Below are 21,108 nucleotides of genomic sequence, written 5' to 3' on the forward strand. Positions count from 1 at the left end.
GCGAACACCAACCTGCAATTGATCTGGCTGCGCAGCGACTTGCGCCTCCATGACAATACCGCCCTCTCGGCCGCCGCAGCGCGCGGCCCGACGGTGGCTGTCTATCTGTCGAGCCCGGAGCAATGGCTGGAACACGACGATGCGCCGTGCAAAGTGGATTTCTGGCTGCGCAACCTGGGGCAGCTGAGCCGCGCGCTGGGCGAACTGAACATTCCCCTGCTGATCCGCCAGGCCCCTCGCTGGGATGAGGCGCCGAACGTTCTGCTTGAGCTGTGTCAGCAATTGAAGATTGGCGCAGTGCACGTCAACGAGGAATACGGCATTCATGAAAGCCGTCGCGATACGGCGGTGGCCGAAACGCTGAAGGCCCATGGCATCGATTTCTTAAGCTACCTCGATCAATTGTTGTTCAAACCCGGCACCGTGCTGACCAAGACCGGCACTTACTTCCAGGTCTTCAGCCAGTTCCGAAAGGTCTGCTACGAACGCCTGCACCGCTCTCTTCCTGGACGGGTTGCTGCACCGGCCGTCCAGGATCCATTGAACATCAGCAGTGACGATATTCCGTCGAGCGTGGAAGGTTTCGAAACGCCCAGCGACAACTTGCGCAAGCTCTGGCCAGCCGGTGAGGCCGAAGCCCGCCGCCGCCTCTACACTTTCGCCGATGCACAAATCGACTACTACAAGAACGAGCGCGACTTCCCGGCCAAACCCGGCACCAGCCAGCTCTCGGCCTATCTCGCCGCCGGGGTGATTTCCCCGCGGCAGTGTTTGCACGCCGCCCTGCAAAGTAATCAAGGCGAGTTCGAAAGCGGCAAGGTGGGTGCGGTCACCTGGATCAACGAGTTGCTGTGGCGCGAGTTCTACAAACACGTTCTGGTGGGCTACCCACGGGTTTCGCGTCATCGCGCCTTCCGCCCGGAAACCGAAGCCCTGGCCTGGCGCGACGCCCCGGAAGAACTGCTGGCCTGGCAGCAAGCCCGTACCGGCCTGCCGATCATCGACGCGGCCATGCGCCAATTGCTCGAAACCGGCTGGATGCACAACCGCTTGCGCATGGTGGTGGCGATGTTCCTGACCAAGAACCTGCTGATCGACTGGCGCGAAGGCGAACGCTTTTTCATGCGCCACTTGATCGACGGCGACCTGGCGGCGAACAACGGCGGCTGGCAGTGGAGTGCTTCCACCGGCACTGATTCAGCCCCCTATTTCCGCATCTTCAACCCGCTGAGTCAGTCGGAAAAATTCGACGCCGAAGGCGTGTTCATCAAGCACTGGCTGCCGGAACTGGCCGGGCTGAACAAGAAAGAAGTGCACAACCCGGCGAATGTCGGCGGCTTGTTCGGGGTTGCGGATTATCCATCGCCAATCGTCAATCTAAGTACCAGTCGCCAACGAGCCTTGGCGGCGTTCAAGAACCTGCCATCGCGACAGAGCGCAGGGGGTGCCTATGAGTGATTTCCTGCGGCATTTTGCCCGGCAGTTCGCGCAGTTGGACAAAGACAATCTGCAACGCCTGAGTGAGCTCTACACCGAAGACGTGCACTTCACCGATCCGCTGCACGACGTGCAAGGGCTCGGACAGTTGCGCAGCTACTTCGCCGAGCTCTACGCCAACGTCACCGAGCTGCGTTTCGATTTTCGCGGCTTCGATCAGACCGGTGAAGGCGAAGGGTATCTGCGCTGGGTCATGAGTTACCGCCATCCGCGCCTGAGCGGCGGCCAGTTGATTCACGTTGACGGCTGCTCGCATCTGCTTTGGCGCGACAAGGTTTACCGCCACCGGGATTACTTCGATGCCGGGGCACTGCTTTATGAACACTTACCCGTATTGGGTCGGGCGATTGCCTGGCTGAAAAGGAGAATGGGATGAGCCTTACACCTCCACGGCGATACTGGTTGACGGGCGCCAGCAGTGGCATTGGCGCTTCGCTGGCCGAAGAAATACTGAAAACCGGCGCTCACCTGGCCGTGAGTTCGCGCTCCAAAGCGGTGCTGAAAGTCTTGTCCCTGCGTTATCCCGGGCAAGTGCTGGTCGTGCCTGGCGACCTGACTGACAGTCAGACGGTGCGCGAAATCGGTGAACACATTGCGCATGCCTGGGGCTCTCTGGACACGGTCATCCTCAATGCCGGCACCTGCGAATACGTCGACGTCCAGCAGTTCGATGCGTCGATCGTCGAGCACGTGGTGCGCACCAATCTGCTCGCGAGCGCCTATTGCATCGAGGCGGCCTTGCCCCTGCTGCGCAAGGGCACTGCGCCGCATCTGGTGGGCGTCGCCAGTTCGGTGACCTACCTGCCCCTGCCACGGGCCGAAGCCTATGGCGCGTCGAAGGCCGGGCTGCGTTACCTGTTCGAATCCCTGCGCATTGACCTTGCGCCGGAAGGCATCGAAGTCACGGTGGTCAGCCCTGGGTTTGTCGAGACCCCGCTGACCGCGAAAAACGATTTCCCTATGCCGCTCAGTTGGCCCGTGGCCAAAGCCGCACGGCACATTTTCGCCAAACTCAAGCGCCGTCCACTGGAGATCGCCTTTCCGGGATTGTTCATGGCGGCTCTCTGGCCCCTGTCGAAAATGCCCAACTGCGTGAAACTGGCGATTGGCAAACGCATGGTGCGCAGCAGTCCGCCGATCCGGGATGTGCCATGAACATCGCCATTATCGGCAGCGGGATCTCGGGGCTGACCAGCGCCTACCTGCTCAATCGCAGGCATGAGATCACCCTGTTCGAGGCCAGCGACCGGATCGGCGGTCACACCCACACCGTGGACGTGACTGTCGATGGCCAGCGCTACGCCGTGGACACCGGTTTCATTGTGTTCAATGACTGGACTTACCCGAATTTCATTCGCCTGCTGGGCCAGATCGGTGTCGCATTCAAACCGACGCAAATGAGCTTTTCGGTGATGGACCCGGACACCGGGCTTGAGTACAACGGCAACACCTTCAACAGCCTGTTCGCCCAACGCCGCAACCTGTTGTCGCCGGGGTTCTGGGGCATGTTGCGAGACATTCTGCGCTTCAACAAAGAAGCGCAGCGCGACCTCGCCGAAGGTCGGATCGCCGCCGACACCACGCTGGACGATTATCTGAAAAACGGCCGCTATGGCGAGCGCTTCATCCTCCATTACATCGTGCCGATGGGCGCCGCGATCTGGTCGATGTCCATGGCCGACATGCTCGGTTTCCCGCTGCAATTTTTTGTCAGGTTTTTCAAGAATCATGGCCTGCTGTCCGTCAGCAATCGCCCGCAATGGCGGGTGATCGAAGGGGGCTCAAGGGCTTACATCGAGCCATTGACGGCAACATTCAAAGACAAGATTCGTCTCGGCTGCCCAGTGACCCGAGTCGAGCGCGATGAGGAAGGCGTTTTTATCCACAGCGCCGCCGGCCGCGAGCGATTCGACAAAGTGGTGTTGGCCTGCCACAGCGATCAGGCCCTGAAGCTGTTGGCCAGGCCCAGTGATGCCGAACACTCGATCCTCAGCGCCCTGCCCTACGCCGACAACGAAGTGGTACTGCACACCGACACACACCTGCTGCCCACACGAAAACTGGCCTGGGCCAGCTGGAATTATCGCCTCGGTGGCCCGGGTCACACACAGACCGCCGTCACCTATGACATGAACATCCTGCAAGGCATCCACAGCGACACCACGTTCTGCGTCAGCCTCAACCAGAGCGCGGGCATCAGCCCGAGCAAAGTGCTCGGCAAATACACCTACGCCCATCCGCAATTCAGCCTGGCAGCCGTCGCCGCGCAAAACCGCTGGGAAGAATTGGACGGCGCGCAGCATTCTTACTATTGCGGCGCCTATTGGGCCAACGGTTTCCATGAAGACGGCGTGGTCAGCGCATTGCGCGTTGCCCGCTCGTTTGGCGAAGTGTTGTGAACAGCGCCCTCTACAGCGGCTGGATCGCCCATCGGCGGTTCGCCCCAAAGCCTCATGCCTTCCGGTACCGGATCGGCCTGTTGTACCTGGACCTCGACGAACAGGACGCCGTGCTCGGTTTGTCGCCGCTCTCGGGCAGCAGTCGCTTCGCACCGTTCTCGTTTCGCGAGAGCGATTATCTCAAGACCTATACCGGCAACGGCACGCGCCTGGTTGATGCGGTGCGCCAACTGGTCAGCCAGGCCATTGGCCATGCACCGCAAGGTTCGGTTTGCCTGCTGACCCAGGCACGCAGTTGGGGCCTGTCGTTCAACCCGGTGAGTTTTTTCTATTGCCATGAGGCTGACGGGCAACTGGCGGCGATCGTTTGCGAAGTCACCAACACCCCGTGGCGCGAGCGATATCACTATGTGTTGCCGGCCAGGGCCCCAGTGAATCTGGGCGATTTCCATCAACATTTCGCGGTGGCAAAGGCGTTCCACGTCTCGCCGTTTTTGCCACCCGATCTGGAATACCGCATGAGCTTCAGCCCCGCCGCAAAAAAGCTCGGCGTGCACATGGCGGACTGGCAAGGCGAACTGAAATTGTTCGACGCCACGCTCAACCTCAAACGCGAAGTACTGAATCGCGCCAGCCTGCACCGTTACTTGCGGCGCTTCCCGTGGATGACGGCGAAAACCTGCCTGGCGATCTATTGGCAGGCCCTGCGCCTGCTGCTCAAACGCGCACCGATCTTTGCTCATCAGGCTGCCGATGGCAGCTTCCAGACCGCCATGGTGCCTCCCAAGGATCGCCGTCATGAAATCCTCTAGTGCCTCGGCCAAATTCAATCTGCTCAGCACCAACGGCCTGACCGGCTCGTTGCTGCGCCGTGGCGTGCTGCGGCAACTGACGCACCTCAAGCATGGACAACTGGTAGTCATCGAAAACGGTGAACGGCACGTCTTCGGCACCGCAGGCAGTCCATTGATCGGTGAGATCGATATTCTCGACGCGGCGGCATGGGGACTGGTGGCGGGCAATGGGTCGATCGGCGCTGGCGAAGCGTACATCCATGGTTATTGGAGTTCGCCGGACCTGACCGCGGTGGTCCGCGTATTCGTCAGCAACCTTGAGGTGCTGGATGCGCTGGAAGGCGGCCTGGCGAAACTCGGCCGGCCCTTCGTCCAGGGGCTGCACTGGCTCAATCGCAATACGCGCAAGGGCTCGCAGAAAAACATCGCCGCCCACTACGACCTGGGCAACGACCTGTTCGAACAATTTCTCGATCCCACCATGATGTATTCCGCCGCGCAGTTCCTGACGGACGAAGACAGCCTGGAACAGGCGCAGTTGAACAAGCTGGAGCGGATCTGCCAGAAACTGGCACTGAAGCCCAGTGATCACTTGCTGGAAATCGGCACCGGCTGGGGCAGCATGGCGCTTTACGCGGCGCAGCATTACGGCTGCAAGGTCACCACCACCACGCTTTCAAAAGAACAGTACGCCTTTACTGCGCAACGCATCGAAGCCCTCGGCCTGCAAGACCAGGTCACGCTGCTGCTCAAGGATTACCGCGACCTCACCGGGCAGTACGACAAGCTGGTGTCGATCGAAATGATCGAAGCGGTTGGTCATCGCTTCCTGCCGGTCTATTTCAAGCAATGCGCGCAGTTGCTCAAAAGTAACGGCTTGATGCTGTTGCAGGCGATCACCATCCGCGAACAGCGCTACGAACAGGCCAAGGGCAGCGTCGATTTCATTCAGCGTTACATCTTCCCCGGCGGCGCCCTGCCCTGTGTGCAGAAGATGCTGGAAGTCATCAGCCGCGACACCGACATGAATTTGCTGCACATGGAGGATTTCGGCCTGCACTACGCCCGAACCCTGCGCCTGTGGCATGAGAATTTTCGCCGGGCCCAAGGGCGCTTGAGCGAGTTGGGCTACGACGATTATTTCCTGCGGTTGTGGGAATTCTATCTGTGCTACTGCGAAGGGGGATTCCTGGAGCGCACTATCGGCACCGCGCAGTTGCTGCTGGCCAAACCGTCGGCGATGCCCGCGCCGCTGCTGGGCCGCTTCGATGCTTGAGCGAGTGGCCAATGCCGCGTTGTTTCAGCTCGGCTGGTTTGCCTGCGTGGCGGGCGGCAACAGCCTGTGGTTATTAGTGGCGCTGGCGGCGCTGGTGATTCATCTGCTGTGGATAAGTCGCTGGGCGGATGAAGGCCGACTGATCCTCAGTGTTGTGCTGCTGGGCACCACCGTCGACAGTTCATTGCGTTGGCTGGGGGTGTTCGACTTCACCGACGTCACGCCCTTGATTCCGCTGTGGCTGATGCTGTTGTGGGCGTTACTGGCAACGACCTTGCGCCATTGCCTGCAATGGACCGCGAATCCTTGGTGGCTTGGCAGCCTGCTGGGCGCGGTGGGTGGACCGCTGTCGTATTTCGCGGGCGGGAAACTGGCGGACGTGCAGTTTCCTTATGGTCAGGTGCCCACGCTGGTGGGCCTCGGGCTGCTGTGGGCCGTGCTGTTTCCCGCGCTGCATTTCATGGCGCAACGGCTGGCGGCGGACACTCGCAACTAAGCGTCCGTCAGGCCTTTCACACAGCACCGGCCCACTGCCTTACACTGCGCGCCATGAAAACCATTCCTCACACGCAAATCGCCGAGCCGGCCGTCACGTGCTCGACCTGCGCAGCCTGCTGCTGCCAGCTCGAAGTCATGCTGATCACCGACACGGGCGTGCCCGAACGTTTTATCGATACCGATGATTGGGGCGGGGAAGTCATGCTGCGTCTGGATGACGGCTGGTGCGCTGCGCTGGATCGCAACAGCATGATGTGCACCATCTACGAAAAGCGCCCGCTGATCTGCCGTGAATTCGAGATGGGCGCACCGGAATGCATCGATGAACGCCAGGGGATTACCACGGTGTATCGCTGAATTCAGACTAACGAAGATCTAATGTGGGAGCGGGCTTGCTCGCGAAAGCGGACTATCAGTCAACATCAGCGTTGAATGTTAAACCGCTTTCGCGAGCAAGCCCGCTCCCACATTTATAGCATCGAGTCTTAGAGCGGCATCGTGTAGTGCAGCGCGTAGCTTTCTACACCGTTGTTCGGGCTACTGAGCCCGGCATTGGAATAGTGCGTCGCACGAATCCCGACTTCATGCCCGCCCGCAAAGCGCAGGCCGAAGCCGAACCGGTCTTCGAACTGAAAGGCACTGCCGAGTTGATTGTTTTCGACTTCAGTATTGGCGAACACCGCGACGCCAACGCCCAATTCCACGTAGGGCTTGACGGTCTGGCCGGAAAATTCGTAAACCAGCACCGGCGAGAACGACAGGCTGTGGTTGCTGGAGGCCTCGTCACCCTCCCAGTAGGTGTAGGCGCCGCTCCAGTAACCGGTCAAACGACCAAAATCACTCTGCAGCCAGCTCTTGTCCCAATCGAATTGCATGCCCAATCGATAGGTCATGGTCGACTCGCTGGTCTGGCCGACCGCGAACTCCACGCCGGCCGCCTGCGCGGTAAAACTTTGCCCCAACAGTGCGGCCGCAATCGCGGCCAAGCAGAATAGTCGCTTCATTAGAAACATCCTTTTCCGAACGATTTCGTAAGGTTTTTTTTGTTGCTCACCGCTATAGAAGTCGACGTTTAATCAGAAGTTCACCCCAATTATTCGTTTGCCCCAGGATTTTTGTTTACCCCTTGAAGCTTTGCACAACGCCAGCGGTATTCCACAGGATCGGCAAGATATTTCTGAAATGCTCCGGATCGGCACTCGTCCAGAACTGCGCAGCACGGGCAGGCCCCTCGGCGAGCAATTCACGCTCGGCCAACAGGCGCTGAAGTTGCCGCGCGACAGCGGCGCCCGTGTCGATCAAGCTGATGTCATCCGGGATCATCTGCTTAAGCAAAGGCTTTAGGAAGGGATAATGCGTGCAGCCGAGAATTATTGTGTCGCACCCGGCGCCGAGCAGCGGGCCGACATACCCGGCCAGTAAATGACGCAATGCTTCGCTGTGCAGATCGCCGTTTTCAATCAGCTCCACCAGGCCGGGGCACGGCTGAGTGATAACGCGGACATCGGTGGCGAATCGATCGAGCAAAGCGGCAAACTTGGCGCTCTGCAACGTGCCGGTGGTGGCGAGTACGCCGACCACCCCACTGCGGGTGGCGGCAGCGGCCGGTTTGACGGCGGGTTCCATGCCGACGATGGGCCACTCGGGATAATCGCGTCGCAAGTCTGCAACGCCAGCGACGGTCGCCGTGTTACAGGCCAGCACCAAGGCCTTGGCGCCCTGCTGCTGGAAAAATTCGGCCATCACGCTGCAACGCTGCTGGATGAATGCCGGGGTTTTCTCACCGTAGGGAATGTTGCCGCAATCGGCGACGTACAGCAGAGACTCGTTGGGCAACAAGCGCTGGATCTCGGCCAACACCGAAAGCCCACCGACGCCGGAGTCGAACACGCCGATCGGCGCTTCACGCATGTTTCGAACCACAGACGCTACAGCCCGGATCACGCTTGACCCGCAATTCACGAAAGCGCGAGCCCAAGGCATCGATCAACAACAGGCGCCCCACCAGCGGCTCACCAAAACCCACCAGCAGTTTCAGGGCTTCCAGCGCCTGGAGGCTGCCGACCAACCCAACCAGTGGACCGACGACGCCGGCTTCGCTGCAGGTCAATTCGGCTTCGCTGCCGTGACCGTATAAACAGTGATAGCACGGGCTTTCCGGGCGACGCGGGTCGAACACCGACAGTTGCCCTTCAAGGCGAATCGCCGCGCCGCTGACCAGCGGTTTGCCGGTAACAACGCACGCGGCATTGACCGCTTCGCGGGTGGAAAAATTGTCGGAGCAGTCCAGCACCAAATCCACCGCAGCCACGGCGGCGGCCAGGGAATCTTCGTCCAGCGCGGTGCGATGGGCGATCAACTGGATCTCGGGATTGATTGCGCTCAAACGGCGGATTGCTGAATCGACCTTGCTCAGGCCAACGCTGTCGGTGTCGTGAACGATCTGGCGTTGCAGGTTGGTCAGGTCGACGGTGTCGAAGTCTGCCAGGTGCAGCTCGCCGACACCGGCCGCTGCCAGATAAAGCGCAACCGGTGAGCCGAGACCGCCGAGGCCGACGATCAACACGCGGCTTTCCTTCAGTCGCAACTGGCCGTCGATGTCGACGTGTTGCAACAGAATCTGCCGGCTATAGCGCAACAATTCCTGATCATTCAGCACGGCAGGCGCCCCAGGCTGATACGTTCGTGACCGCCCAGATCGGTGCGGCTGTGGACTTGCTCAAAGCCGCGGGTCAGCAGCAAATCGCGTACTGCATTGGCTTGATCGTAACCGTGTTCGAGCATCAGCCAGCCACCCGCCTCCAGATAATCCGGCGCCTGAGCGACGATCAGACGCAGATCGTCGAGCCCGTCGACGCCAGCCACCAGGGCGCTGGCCGGTTCGAAGCGCACATCGCCTTCCACCAGATGCGGATCGGCGGAGGCGATGTAAGGCGGATTGCTGATGATCAGTTGAAAACGCTGACCGTCCAGGGCGCTGAACCAATGGCTGCTCAGCACCGTGGCGTTGTTCAAGTGCAGGCGCTGGCGATTGCGCTCGGCCAACGCCACGGCTTCGAGTACGCGATCCACGGCAGTCACATTCCACGCCGGACGCTCGCTGGCCAGGGCCAACGCAATAGCGCCGCTGCCGGTACCGAGGTCGAGCACGTTGGCCGGTGTGGCCGGCAACAACTCCAGCGCGGCTTCCACCAGTAATTCGGTGTCCGGGCGTGGGATCAGCGTGTGCGGCGCGACTTCCAGATCAAGCTTCCAGAACCCTTGCTGCCCCAGAATGTAAGCCACCGGCTCACCGCCACGACGACGTTGCAGGTACTCGGCAAATTTCAGCGCCGCTTCGCTCGGCACAATGCGTTCCGGCCAGGTGTGCAGAAAGCTGCGGGACTTGCCCAAGGCAGCGGCCAGCAACAATTCGGCATCCAGGCGCGCCGTGGGCGAGTCGGGCAAATCGGCGGCGCGCAACAAACTGGCAATGATCGTCATTTACTCACCTATCGCTGCCAATTGATCGGCCTGGAACTCGGCCAGTAACGGTTCGATCACCGCTTCAACGCCACCCGCAAGGATTTCGTCGAGGGAATACAGCGTCAGGTTGACCCGGTGATCGGTCACCCGGCCCTGGGCAAAGTTGTAGGTACGAATGCGCTCGGAGCGATCACCCGATCCGACCAGCAACTTACGCTCGCTGGCGATGGCGTTCGCGGCGGCGCTGGTCTGCTGATCGTTGAGTTTGGCCGACAGCCATGACATCGCCCGGGCGCGGTTCTTGTGCTGGGAACGTTCTTCCTGGCACTCCACGACAATGCCGGACGGCAAGTGCGTGATGCGGATCGCCGAGTCGGTCTTGTTGACGTGCTGGCCACCGGCACCGGAGGAACGATACGTATCGACCCGCAAATCCGCCGGGTTGATTTCGATCGTTTCCTGTTCATCCGGCTCGGGTAACACGGCCACGGTGCAGGCCGAGGTATGGATGCGACCCTGGGATTCGGTGGCCGGAACCCGTTGCACGCGGTGCGCGCCGGATTCGAACTTCAGTTTGCCGTAGACGTTTTCGCCTTCAACCCGGGCGATGACTTCTTTATAGCCGCCATGCTCGCCGATGTTCTCGGAGAGGATTTCCACCCGCCAGCCACGCCGCTCGGCATAACGCGAATACATGCGAAACAGGTCGCCGGAAAAAATCGCCGCCTCGTCACCACCGGTGCCGGCACGAATTTCGAGAAACACGTTGCGCCCGTCGTTCGGGTCCTTAGGCAGCAGCATGCGTTGCAGGCTGGCTTCGATGTCGATCAGTTGCTCTTTGGCTTCGCGAACTTCTTCCACGGCCATTTCGCGCATGTCCGGGTCGCTGTCCTTGAGCAGTGCCTGGGCGCCTTCGAGGTCACCTTGCACTTTGAGCAGCTGTTTATAGGTGGAGACAATCGGTTCGACTTCCGCGTATTCCTTGGAATAAGCGCGGAATTTGGCCTGATCGGAAATGACTTCGCCATCGCCGAGCAAGGCGGTCAATTCCTCGAAACGGTCCTGGAGGATGTCCAGCTTATTGAGCAGTGACGCTTTCATTGCGGTTTCTTATCCGAAAAGCTATCCGATGAGCCCTCATTCAGGGCAAAGAGTTCCTGAGCCATGGCCAGCGCATCGAGGCGGCCTTCGGCAGAAAGCTTTTTCAACTGAACGCTCGGGGCGTGCAGGAGTTTGTTGGTCAGGCCGCGCGCCAGTTGCACCAGCACGTCTTCGGCGCTGCTGCCGTTGGCCAGCATGCGCTGGGCCTTCTGCAATTCTTCGTCGCGCATGCGCTCGCTTTGTTGGCGATAGGCCTTGAGTACATCCACCGCCGCCAGTTCGCGCAGGCGGACCATGAAATCTTCGGCGCCGACCGAGACCATCTCTTCCGCCGCTTGGGCAGCGCCCTGGCGACTCTTGAGGTTCTCGGCGACCACTTCGTGGAGATCGTCGACGCTATACAGGTAAACGTCGTCCAACTCGCCGACTTCAGGCTCGATATCGCGTGGTACAGCGATGTCTACCATGAAGATCGGTTTGTGCTTGCGCAGTTTCAAGGCGCTTTCCACGGCGCCCTTGCCGAGAATCGGCAACTGGCTGGCGGTGGAGCTGATGACAATGTCGCTGCGCACCAGCTCGGCCGGGATGTCCGAGAGCAAAACGGCATGGGCGCCAAACTGTTCGGCCAGGATGCTCGCGCGTTCCAGGGTCCGGTTTGCGACCACGATGCGCTTCACACCCAGTTCATGCAGGTGGCGGGCGACCAGGGTGATGGTCTCGCCAGCGCCGATCAGCAAGGCCTGGCTGCGTTGCAAGTCACTGAAAATCTGTTTCGCCAGGCTGACCGCGGCAAACGCCACGGACACCGGGTTCTCGCCGATGGCCGTGTCGGTGCGCACTTGCTTGGCGGCATTGAACGTCGCCTGAAACAAACGCCCGAGCAACGGACCGATGGTGCCGGCCTCACGGGCCACGGCGTAGGCCGATTTCATCTGGCCGAGAATCTGCGGTTCGCCCAGCACCAGCGAGTCGAGCCCGGAGGCGACCCGCATCATGTGACGAACTGCCGCATCATCTTCGTGCACATAAGCGCTCGCGCGCAGCTCTTCGAGGCTTAAATGATGATAATCAGCCAGCCAGCGCAACACGATGTCAGCCGAAAGGTGATCCTGTTCTATATACAGTTCACTGCGATTGCAGGTGGAGAGGATCGCAGCTTCGCGGCTGTCGGTGAGTCGGCAGAGCTGCTGCAAGGCCTCCACCAGCTGCTCAGGGGTAAAGGCCACGCGCTCGCGGACGTCTACTGACGCAGTCTTGTGGTTGATACCGAGTGCAAGGAAGGCCATTCAAGGTCGCTGATGGTGACGTGAAGCCGGCAATTGTCCTACTTCGACAGAGCCAGAACAACTACCGCTGACTATTGTCCCAATGACCTGCCTCTATAAAGGCATCCATCGAGACTCGGTTATGTTTGGCCGAAGGCTTGTGTCATGATGATCCGACCGCAGGTTAGTCGTCCTCTCTCTATATGAATAGATCTTCCGCGTTGCTCCTCGCTTTTGTCTTCCTCAGCGGCTGCCAGGTGTTGGCACCCGTTTCGTCGGACGGTACGCCGCCGGTCGAAGACAGCACTCCGGCCCCTGAAAAGCCCAAGGTTTACAGCTCATTCAGCGAAGAAACCGTCTTCAGCCTGTTGAGCGCCGAACTCGCTGGCCAGCGCAATCGTTTCGACATTGCCCTGGACAACTACGTGACCCAGGCGATCAATACCCAGGATCCGGGCATCTCCGAGCGGGCCTTCCGAATCGCCGAGTACCTGGGCGCCGATCAGGCTGCGCTGGATACCGCTTTGATCTGGGCGAAAAACGCTCCGGACGACCTCGAGGCGCAACGCGCGGCTGCCGTGCAACTGGCGCGCGCCGGGCGCTATGACGACTCCATGGTCTATATGGAGAAAGTCCTGCTCGGCAAGGGCGACACGCATTTCGATTTCCTTGCCCTGTCCGCGGCCGATACCGACCAGGACACGCGCAACGGTTTGATGAAAAGTTTTGACCGTTTATTGCTGCGCCACCCGAACAACAGCCAACTGATTTTCGGCAAGGCCTTGCTGCTGCAACAGGACGGTGACACCAAAGGCGCGCTGACCCTGCTGGAGGACAATCCACCGGACGACGGCGAAATTGCCCCGATCCTGCTGCGCGCGCGCCTGTTGCAAGGGCTCAACCGTGGCGACGAAGCCTTGCCGCTGCTGCAAAAAAGCATCAAGAAATACCCGGACGACAAACGCCTGCGCCTGACTTATGCACGCATGCTGGTTGAACAGGACCGCATGGACGACGCCAAAGTCGAGTTCTCCAGCCTGGTTCAGCAATACCCGGAAGACGACGAACTGCGTTACTCCCTGGCGCTGGTGTGCCTGGAAGCCAAGGCCTGGGACGAGGCCAAGGGTTACCTGGAAGACTTGATTGCCCGGGAAAGCCACGTCGATTCGGCGCACCTGAACCTCGGTCGTATCGCTGAAGAGCGCAACGATCCACAAGGCGCGCTGATCGAGTACGCCCAAGTCGGCCCCGGCAATGATTACCTGCCTGCGCAACTGCGCCAGACCGACATTCTGATCAACAACGGCAAGACCGCCGAAGCCCAAAGACGTCTGGCTACCGAACGCGATGAGCAACCCGATTACGCGATCCAGTTGTACCTGATCGAAGCCGAGACCTTGTCTGCCAACAAGCAGCCCGACAAGGCCTGGCAGGTTCTGCAAACCGCACTGCAAAAGTACCCGGACGATCTGAACCTGCTTTACACCCGGGCCATGCAGGCGGAAAAACGCAATGACCTGGCGCAGATGGAAAAAGACCTGCGCCTGATCATCAAGCGAGACCCGGACAATGCGATGGCGTTGAACGCCCTCGGCTACACCCTGTCCGACCGTACGACGCGTTATGCCGAAGCCAAGACCCTGATCGAACAAGCGCACCAGATCAACCCGGAAGACCCGGCGGTCCTCGACAGCCTCGGCTGGGTGCACTTCCGCCTGGGCAACCTCGATGAGGCCGAGCGCTACCTGCGTCAGGCCCTGGAGCGTTTTCCCGATCAGGAAGTTGCCGCTCACCTGGGCGAAGTCCTGTGGGCCAATGGCAAGCAACGCGAAGCCAGGCAAATCTGGAGCAAGTTCCTCAAGGAACAACCCGACAGCCCCATCCTGCGCAGCACCATCAAGCGCCTGACCGGATCAGAGACTCTTTAAGATTATGTTTTTGCGCCACCTTATTGTTTTCAGCTTCATCGCCCTGCTTGCCGGTTGCGCGGGCTTCGGCGCCCGTGAATCGGTCCAGGGCCAGGGCAACCCGGCGCAATGGCGCGATTACAAACAACAGCTGACCGGCCTCGATGGCTGGCAGATCAACGGCAAGATCGGCATCCGTGCGCCAAAAGATTCGGGCAGCGGCACGCTGTACTGGCTGCAGCGACAGGATTACTACGACATCCGCCTTTCCGGCCCGCTGGGTCGCGGCGCAGCTCGCCTGACCGGTCGCCCGGGCAAAGTCTCGCTGGAAGTGGCCAACCAGGGGCGCTATGACGCCACGACACCGGAAGCGCTGGTCGAAGAACAGCTCGGCTGGAAATTACCAGTGTCCAACCTGGCCTGGTGGGTTCGCGGGCTTCCGGCACCGGACAGCAAAAGTCGCCTGACCCTGGGTGCCGACAGTCGCCTGTCCAATCTCGAGCAGGATGGATGGAAAGTGGAATACCTCAGTTACGCCGAGCAAAACGGCTATTGGCTGCCCGAGCGGATCAAACTGCACGGCACCGACCTTGATGTCACGCTGGTGATCAAGGAATGGCAACCACGCAAACTGGGGCAGTGAACATGACTGCTGCGCGCTTGACGCTGCCCTCCCCGGCCAAACTCAATTTGATGCTGCACATCCTCGGTCGCCGTGAAGACGGTTACCACGAGTTGCAGACAATTTTTCAGTTTCTCGATTACGGCGATGAAATCACCTTCGCCGTGCGCGACGACGGCGTGATTCAACTGCACACCGAATTCGACGGGGTTCCTCACGACAGCAACCTGATCGTCAAAGCCGCGAAAAAACTTCAGGAGCAATCCGGTTGTTCGCTCGGCATCGACATCTGGATCGAAAAAATTCTGCCCATCGGCGGTGGGATCGGTGGCGGCAGTTCAAATGCCGCGACGACTTTGCTGGGCCTCAATCATCTCTGGCAACTGGATTGGGATGAGGATCGCCTGGCTGCGCTGGGCCTGACACTGGGCGCCGACGTCCCGGTTTTCGTGCGTGGCCACGCCGCTTTTGCCGAAGGCGTGGGGGAGAAACTCACCCCTGTAGACCCCGAAGAACCGTGGTATGTCGTGCTGGTGCCGCAAGTCTCTGTAAGTACAGCAGAAATTTTTTCAGATCCGTTGTTGACACGTAACTCTTCTCCCATTAAAGTGCGCCCCGTTCCCAAGGGAAACAGTCGAAATGACTGCTTACCGGTGGTAGCAAGGCGTTATCCAGATGTACGTAACGCATTGAATTTGTTAGGTAAATTTACCGAAGCAAAACTCACCGGAACTGGAAGTTGTGTGTTTGGGGGCTTCCCAAGCAAAGCTGAAGCTGATAAAGTCTCGGCCCTTCTTACAGAGACCCTTACAGGGTTTGTAGCAAAAGGAAGCAACGTTTCGATGTTGCATCGCAAGCTGCAAAGTCTGCTCTAAAGGAACCGATTACTGGGTAATCGTTGCAACAGATACAGGGGCGTCGCCAAGCGGTAAGGCAGCAGGTTTTGATCCTGCCATGCGTTGGTTCGAATCCAGCCGCCCCTGCCATTTTCTATACTCATCCAGGTTACCCTCAGCCTCTAGGTACTGCGCGTGTCCAAGATGATGGTCTTTACGGGGAACGCTAACCCCGATCTGGCTCGGCGTGTTGTACGTCAGCTGCATATCCCTCTCGGTGACATCTCTGTCGGTAAGTTCTCCGACGGCGAAATTACTGCCGAGATCAATGAAAACGTCCGCGGTAAAGATGTCTTCATTATTCAGCCGACTTGCGCTCCGACCAACGATAACCTGATGGAACTGGTAGTGATGGCTGATGCCTTCCGCCGCTCCTCGGCTACTCGTATCACTGCTGTTATTCCTTACTTTGGTTATGCCCGTCAGGATCGCCGTCCGCGTTCCGCACGTGTGGCTATCAGCGCGAAAGTCGTTGCTGACATGCTTACCGTAGTCGGCATCGACCGTGTTCTCACGGTTGATCTGCATGCTGACCAGATCCAGGGTTTCTTCGATATTCCGGTAGATAACATCTACGGCTCCCCGGTTCTGGTGGATGACATTGAAGATCAGCGCTTCGAAAACCTGATGATCGTGTCCCCGGATATTGGCGGCGTCGTGCGTGCACGTGCTGTTGCCAAATCCTTGGGCGTGGATCTCGGGATCATCGACAAACGCCGTGAGAAAGCCAATCACTCTGAAGTGATGCATATCATCGGTGATGTCGAAGGGCGTACCTGTATTCTGGTCGATGACATGGTCGATACCGCCGGCACTCTGTGCCACGCGGCGAAGGCTTTGAAAGAGCATGGCGCTGCCAAGGTTTTCGCCTACTGCACACACCCTGTGCTGTCCGGTCGGGCGATCGAAAACATTGAAAATTCAATGCTGGACGAACTGGTGGTGACTAACACCATCCCGTTGTCCGCTGCTGCTCAAGCCTGTTCGCGTATCCGTCAACTGGATATCGCGCCGGTAGTTGCCGAGGCGGTCCGCCGCATCAGCAACGAAGAATCGATCAGCGCGATGTTCCGTTAAGGGCCCTGCCCTTCTCGACTGTCTCGTTGACGAAAAGCGCCCCGCCCCGGCATTCCTGTCGGGGCGGGGCTTTTTTGCCCATATCGCCTTTAGCGCTGGTCGCAACCGCTGGGGCGAATGTGGTTATTTTGGAGATACAACATGAACGATTTTACTCTGAATGCTGAAGTGCGTTCCGACCTGGGGAAAGGTGCGAGCCGCCGCCTGCGTCGTCTCGCAAGCCTGGTACCAGCTGTAGTTTACGGTGGCGAAAAAGCCCCTGAATCCATCAGCATGCTGGCTAAAGAAGTTGCCAAACTGCTCGAAAACGAAGCGGCTTACAGCCACATCATCGAGCTGAACGTTGGCGGCACCAAGCAAAACGTAATCATCAAAGCCCTGCAGCGTCACCCGGCCAAAGGCCACGTGCTGCACGCCGACTTCGTACGCGTTGTAGCTGGCCAGAAACTGACCGCTATCGTGCCTGTACACTTTGTTGGTGAAGAAGCTCCGATCAAGAAAGGCGGCGAAGTTTCGCACGTTGTTTCGGAAATCGAAGTGACCTGCCTGCCGAAAGACCTGCCTGAGTTCATCGAAGTCGACCTGGCTAACGCCGAAATCGGTTCGATCATTCACCTGTCCGACCTCAAAGCCCCTAAAGGCGTTGAGTTTGTTGCTCTGGCACACGGCGATGACAAGGCTGTTGCCAACGTCCACGCTCCACGTGTTGCTCCAGAAGCTACTGAAGAAGGCGCAGCAGAGTAATTCACTCTGTCATGCCGGAGTGATCAAGTAACATCGCGGACTGGAACGTAGCGAGAAAGCGGGCGAGAACGCGGAGTTTACATAATGGTAAATGAGCACTTGTCGTCCACTTTCGCCGCACTGACTGATTGCGGCGATGTTATCCACCACTCCAAGGAAGGGCCCCTATCGTGACTGCCATCAAACTGATCGTTGGCCTGGGAAATCCAGGCGCTGAATACGAACAGACCCGGCATAACGCAGGGGCCCTTTTTGTTGAGCGCATCGCGAACGCACAGGGTGTAAACCTAGTGGCGGATCGCAAATATTTCGGCCTGACCGGGCGCTATTCGCACCAGGGTCAGGATGTTCGCCTGCTGATTCCCACCACGTACATGAACCGCAGCGGCCAGGCCGTCGCGGCACTCGCCGGATTCTTCCGCATCAAGCCTGAAGAAATCCTCGTGGCGCATGACGAACTCGACCTGCCACCGGGCGTTGCCAAACTCAAACAGGGCGGCGGCCACGGCGGTCATAACGGGTTGCGCGACATCATTGCGCAACTGGGCAATCAGAACACCTTTCACCGCTTGCGGCTTGGCATTGGCCACCCGGGCGTTGCCAGTATGGTTTCAAATTTCGTCCTGGGTCGTGCGCCACGCGCCGAACAGGAAAAACTCGATGCCAGCATCGACTTTGCCCTCGGCGTGCTGCCGGATATCCTCGCCGGTGAATGGAACCGCGCGATGAAAAACCTGCACAGCCAGAAGGCCTGACTCTAATCCGAGGGGAAACACCATGGGATTCAATTGCGGCATCGTCGGTCTGCCTAACGTCGGCAAGTCCACCCTGTTCAACGCCCTGACCAAATCCGGGATCGCGGCCGAGAACTTCCCCTTCTGCACCATCGAGCCAAACACTGGCATCGTCCCAATGCCGGATTCGCGCCTGGAAGCCCTGGCGGCCATCGTCAATCCAAAGCGCATCCTGCCGACCACCATGGAATTCGTCGACATTGCGGGCTTGGTAGCCGGAGCCTCGAAAGGTGAAGGCCTGGGCAACAAATTCCTCGCCAACATCCGCGAGACCGATGCCATCGCCCACGTGGTCCGCTGCTTCGAAGACGAGAACGTGATTCACGTCTCCAACAGCGTCGACCCGAAACGCGACATCGAAATCATCGACCTGGAACTGATTTTCGCCGACCTCGACAGCTGCGAGAAGCAACTGCAGAAAGTCGCGCGTAACGCCAAGGGTGGTGACAAGGACGCCGTGGTCCAGAAAGGCCTGCTGGAGCAATTGATCGCTCACTTCACCCTCGGCAAGCCTGCGCGCACCCTGATGAAGACCATGGGTGCCGACGATAAAGCGGTGATTCGTGGTTTCCACCTGCTGACCACCAAACCGGTCATGTACATCGCCAACGTCGCTGAAGACGGTTTCGAGAACAACCCGCTGCTGGACATCGTCAAGGCGATCGCCGAAGAAGAAGGCGCCATGGTGGTTCCGGTCTGCAACAAGATCGAAGCCGAAATCGCCGAGCTCGAAGACGGCGAAGAGAAAGACATGTTCCTCGAAGCCCTGGGCCTGGAAGAACCTGGCCTGAATCGCGTGATCCGCGCCGGCTACGAAATGCTGCACCTGCAGACCTACTTCACCGCCGGTGTCGAAGAAGTCCGCGCCTGGACCGTCCGCGTCGGTGCTACCGCGCCACAAGCCGCCGGTGTGATCCACACCGACTTCGAGAAAGGCTTCATCCGCGCCGAAGTCATCGCGTATGACGACTTCATCCAGTACAAGGGCGAAGCCGGCACCAAAGAAGCCGGCAAATGGCGTCTGGAAGGTAAGGATTACATCGTGAAAGACGGCGACGTGATGCACTTCCGCTTCAACGTGTAAGACACACACGTCCAAAAAAGCCGCGTTTGATACGCGGCTTTTTTGTGCCTGAAATATCTATCCGCTACACCACCGAACCAATGTGGGAGCGGGCTTGCTCGCGAAAGCGGTTTAACATTCAGCGATGATGTTGACTGACACTCCGCTTTCGCGAGCAAGCTCGCACAGGGGAATTGTGTGGGGTCAGGGCTTTTTGGTTCTTGGCAGGAAGATCGCCAACACCCCAAACAACGGCAAGAACGAGCACAGGAAGTACACGTATTCGATCCCGTGAATGTCCGCCAGATGACCCAGCAACGCCGCGCCAATCCCGCCAAAACCAAACATCAACCCAAAGAACACCCCGGCAATCATCCCGACATTCCCAGGCACCAGTTCCTGGGCGTAAACCACGATGGCCGAGAACGCCGACGCCAGGATGAAGCCAATCACCACGCTGAGAATGCTGGTCCAGAACAGATCAACATGCGGCAGGATCAAGGTGAACGGCGCAACACCAAGGATCGAGAACCAGATCACCGCCTTACGGCCAATCTTGTCGCCAATCGGCCCACCAAAGAACGTCCCCGCCGCCACGGCGCCCAGAAACAGGAACAGATGCAGTTGCGAACTCGCAACCGACAGGTCGAACTTCTCGATCAGGAAGAAGGTGAAGTAGCTGGTGAAGCTCGCCATGTAGAAATACTTGGAAAACACCAGCAGCCCGAGCACTACCAGGGCACTGATAACCCGGCGTTTCGACAGGCCGTGCGTGGCGGCCTGACCTTGCTTGAGCTTGAACAGGTTCAAGTGATTGGCGTACCAGCGGCTGATCCGATAGAGCACGAACAGCGCAAACACGGCGAACAAGCCAAACCACGCCACATGGCCCTGGCCGAAAGGAATGATGATCGCCGCCGCCAGCAACGGGCCAAAGGCTGAGCCGGCATTACCGCCCACCTGAAAGGTCGATTGCGCCAGGCCGAATCGCCCGCCCGAGGCCAGCCGCGCCACACGAGAGGCTTCCGGGTGAAAGGTCGAGGAGCCGATGCCGATCAACCCCGCCGCCAGCAGAATCATCGGGAAGCTGCCAACCACCGACATCATCAAAATACCGATCAGCGTGCAGACCGTTCCCGCCGGCAGCAGCCAGGGTTTGGGATGGCGATCGGTGTGGTAACCGACCCATGGCTGCAACAGCGAAGCGGTCAGCTGAAAGGTCAAAGTGATCAATCCAACCTGGGTAAACGTCAGGCCGTAGTTGGCCTTGAGCATCGGATAAATCGACGGCAGCACCGACTGGATCAAATCGTTGATCAAATGCGCCAGCGCCACCGCGCCGATGATGCGCATGACCAGAGGACTGCTTTGTGGAGTCGCGGGTGCCGACGTCGCGCCGGTCTGAGCGTTCGTAATAGCCATGAGAATTTCCGTACAGCGGATGGGTGCACACGGGCAGGTGCGTCAATGTGCCATTTTTCAGTGCAGCAGCGCCATCCCCTTAGCCTGCTAACGACCTCGACATTCATCGCCGAGAAGGTGATAGCGCAACGCCATGGTCTGAATCTTGCCTTGTTAATCCGCTTCAACGCGGCCCCTTACAAAGGGGACCGAGAATGGGAAGTTTCGCCACAGAGTCGGCCTACAGAGCTGACAAGGGTGAACTTTCGAGGCCTTTTAAAGGGGCACAAGTCGCGGTCGCAACGACCT

At 59.1% G+C, this 21,108-nt stretch carries 22 protein-coding genes and 1 tRNA gene; 16 read left to right on the forward strand and 7 right to left on the reverse strand.

Going from position 1 to position 21,108, the window contains the following annotated elements; genetic code table 11:
- Positions 1-12 precede the first annotated feature (12 nt).
- Genes phrB through ACA072_RS24295 form a run of 8 tightly spaced genes read left to right on the forward strand, consistent with a single transcriptional unit; the run spans position 13 to position 6,821 of the window.
- Positions 13-1,458, forward strand: coding sequence for a deoxyribodipyrimidine photo-lyase (gene phrB, locus ACA072_RS24260; RefSeq protein ID WP_497625040.1), 1,446 nt, complete (start codon positions 13-15; stop codon positions 1,456-1,458).
- Positions 1,451-1,873 (forward strand): nuclear transport factor 2 family protein, encoded by a 423-nt coding sequence (locus ACA072_RS24265; RefSeq protein ID WP_497621090.1) that lies wholly within the window; start codon positions 1,451-1,453, stop codon positions 1,871-1,873. Before phrB ends, ACA072_RS24265 begins: the two co-directional genes overlap by 8 nt.
- Positions 1,870-2,652 carry an SDR family NAD(P)-dependent oxidoreductase gene (locus ACA072_RS24270; RefSeq protein ID WP_497621092.1) on the forward strand — a complete coding sequence of 261 codons (783 nt, stop codon included), beginning with the start codon at positions 1,870-1,872 and terminating at the stop codon, positions 2,650-2,652. Before ACA072_RS24265 ends, ACA072_RS24270 begins: the two co-directional genes overlap by 4 nt.
- Entirely contained in the window at positions 2,649-3,896 is a 1,248-nt protein-coding gene (locus ACA072_RS24275; RefSeq protein ID WP_497621093.1) for an NAD(P)/FAD-dependent oxidoreductase, read from the forward strand. Before ACA072_RS24270 ends, ACA072_RS24275 begins: the two co-directional genes overlap by 4 nt.
- Complete coding sequence (locus tag ACA072_RS24280; RefSeq protein WP_497621095.1) at positions 3,893-4,708, forward strand: DUF1365 domain-containing protein; 816 nt, start codon at positions 3,893-3,895, stop codon at positions 4,706-4,708. Before ACA072_RS24275 ends, ACA072_RS24280 begins: the two co-directional genes overlap by 4 nt.
- Positions 4,695-5,966, forward strand: a complete 1,272-nt coding sequence (locus ACA072_RS24285; protein ID WP_497621097.1) for a class I SAM-dependent methyltransferase — start codon at positions 4,695-4,697, stop codon at positions 5,964-5,966. Before ACA072_RS24280 ends, ACA072_RS24285 begins: the two co-directional genes overlap by 14 nt.
- Positions 5,959-6,462: a DUF2878 domain-containing protein gene (locus tag ACA072_RS24290; protein ID WP_497621099.1), complete on the forward strand. Its 504-nt coding sequence runs from the start codon at positions 5,959-5,961 to the stop codon at positions 6,460-6,462. The genes ACA072_RS24285 and ACA072_RS24290 overlap by 8 nt, the downstream gene beginning before the upstream one ends.
- Positions 6,463-6,515: 53 nt before the next feature.
- A complete protein-coding gene (locus ACA072_RS24295) occupies positions 6,516-6,821 on the forward strand; it encodes a YkgJ family cysteine cluster protein (protein ID WP_497621101.1) in 306 nt (101 codons plus the stop codon).
- A gap of 128 nt (positions 6,822-6,949) precedes the next feature.
- On the opposite strand, the gene ACA072_RS24300 is transcribed toward ACA072_RS24295, so the two are convergent.
- The 6 genes from ACA072_RS24300 to hemA all read right to left on the reverse strand — a co-directional run bounded on the left by ACA072_RS24300 (position 6,950) and on the right by hemA (position 12,316).
- Entirely contained in the window at positions 6,950-7,468 is a 519-nt protein-coding gene (locus ACA072_RS24300) for an acyloxyacyl hydrolase (protein WP_497621103.1), read from the reverse strand.
- A 115-nt stretch (positions 7,469-7,583) separates the two neighbouring features.
- Positions 7,584-8,375, reverse strand: coding sequence for a glutamate racemase (gene murI / locus ACA072_RS24305; RefSeq protein WP_497313677.1), 792 nt, complete (start codon positions 8,373-8,375; stop codon positions 7,584-7,586).
- Positions 8,368-9,123, reverse strand: coding sequence for a molybdopterin-synthase adenylyltransferase MoeB (locus ACA072_RS24310; RefSeq protein ID WP_497621104.1), 756 nt, complete (start codon positions 9,121-9,123; stop codon positions 8,368-8,370). The genes murI and ACA072_RS24310 overlap by 8 nt, the downstream gene beginning before the upstream one ends.
- Positions 9,117-9,947, reverse strand: a complete 831-nt coding sequence (gene prmC / locus ACA072_RS24315; protein ID WP_497621106.1) for a peptide chain release factor N(5)-glutamine methyltransferase — start codon at positions 9,945-9,947, stop codon at positions 9,117-9,119. Before prmC ends, ACA072_RS24310 begins: the two co-directional genes overlap by 7 nt.
- Positions 9,948-11,030, reverse strand: coding sequence for a peptide chain release factor 1 (gene prfA / locus ACA072_RS24320; protein ID WP_497621108.1), 1,083 nt, complete (start codon positions 11,028-11,030; stop codon positions 9,948-9,950).
- Complete coding sequence (gene hemA / locus ACA072_RS24325; protein ID WP_462028676.1) at positions 11,027-12,316, reverse strand: glutamyl-tRNA reductase; 1,290 nt, start codon at positions 12,314-12,316, stop codon at positions 11,027-11,029. Before hemA ends, prfA begins: the two co-directional genes overlap by 4 nt.
- A gap of 182 nt (positions 12,317-12,498) precedes the next feature.
- On the opposite strand from hemA, the gene ACA072_RS24330 reads away from it, so the two are divergent.
- The 8 genes from ACA072_RS24330 (at position 12,499) to ychF (ending at position 19,419) form a co-directional block, all read left to right on the forward strand.
- Positions 12,499-14,223 (forward strand): tetratricopeptide repeat protein, encoded by a 1,725-nt coding sequence (locus tag ACA072_RS24330; RefSeq protein ID WP_497621110.1) that lies wholly within the window; start codon positions 12,499-12,501, stop codon positions 14,221-14,223.
- 4 nt (positions 14,224-14,227) lie between these two features.
- The gene (gene lolB, locus ACA072_RS24335) at positions 14,228-14,845 is read left to right on the forward strand and encodes a lipoprotein insertase outer membrane protein LolB (RefSeq protein ID WP_497621111.1); all 618 of its coding nucleotides are present in this window, start codon (positions 14,228-14,230) and stop codon (positions 14,843-14,845) included.
- Between the two features lie 2 nt (positions 14,846-14,847).
- Entirely contained in the window at positions 14,848-15,699 is an 852-nt protein-coding gene (gene ispE, locus ACA072_RS24340; protein WP_497625041.1) for a 4-(cytidine 5'-diphospho)-2-C-methyl-D-erythritol kinase, read from the forward strand.
- 36 nt (positions 15,700-15,735) lie between these two features.
- A tRNA-Gln gene (locus ACA072_RS24345) sits at positions 15,736-15,810 on the forward strand.
- A 45-nt stretch (positions 15,811-15,855) separates the two neighbouring features.
- Complete coding sequence (locus tag ACA072_RS24350; protein ID WP_003208392.1) at positions 15,856-16,797, forward strand: ribose-phosphate pyrophosphokinase; 942 nt, start codon at positions 15,856-15,858, stop codon at positions 16,795-16,797.
- A gap of 141 nt (positions 16,798-16,938) precedes the next feature.
- On the forward strand, positions 16,939-17,541 hold the full coding sequence (locus tag ACA072_RS24355) for a 50S ribosomal protein L25/general stress protein Ctc (protein WP_131059496.1): 603 nt from the start codon (positions 16,939-16,941) through the stop codon (positions 17,539-17,541).
- A 170-nt stretch (positions 17,542-17,711) separates the two neighbouring features.
- A complete protein-coding gene (pth, locus tag ACA072_RS24360; RefSeq protein WP_046030136.1) occupies positions 17,712-18,296 on the forward strand; it encodes an aminoacyl-tRNA hydrolase in 585 nt (194 codons plus the stop codon).
- A gap of 22 nt (positions 18,297-18,318) precedes the next feature.
- Entirely contained in the window at positions 18,319-19,419 is a 1,101-nt protein-coding gene (gene ychF / locus ACA072_RS24365; protein ID WP_046053455.1) for a redox-regulated ATPase YchF, read from the forward strand.
- Positions 19,420-19,602: 183 nt separating this feature from the next.
- On the opposite strand, the gene ACA072_RS24370 is transcribed toward ychF, so the two are convergent.
- On the reverse strand, positions 19,603-20,820 hold the full coding sequence (locus ACA072_RS24370) for an MFS transporter (protein WP_497621114.1): 1,218 nt from the start codon (positions 20,818-20,820) through the stop codon (positions 19,603-19,605).
- Between the last annotated feature and the right edge of the window lie 288 nt (positions 20,821-21,108).

The organism is Pseudomonas sp. LBUM1656, assembly GCF_059716065.1.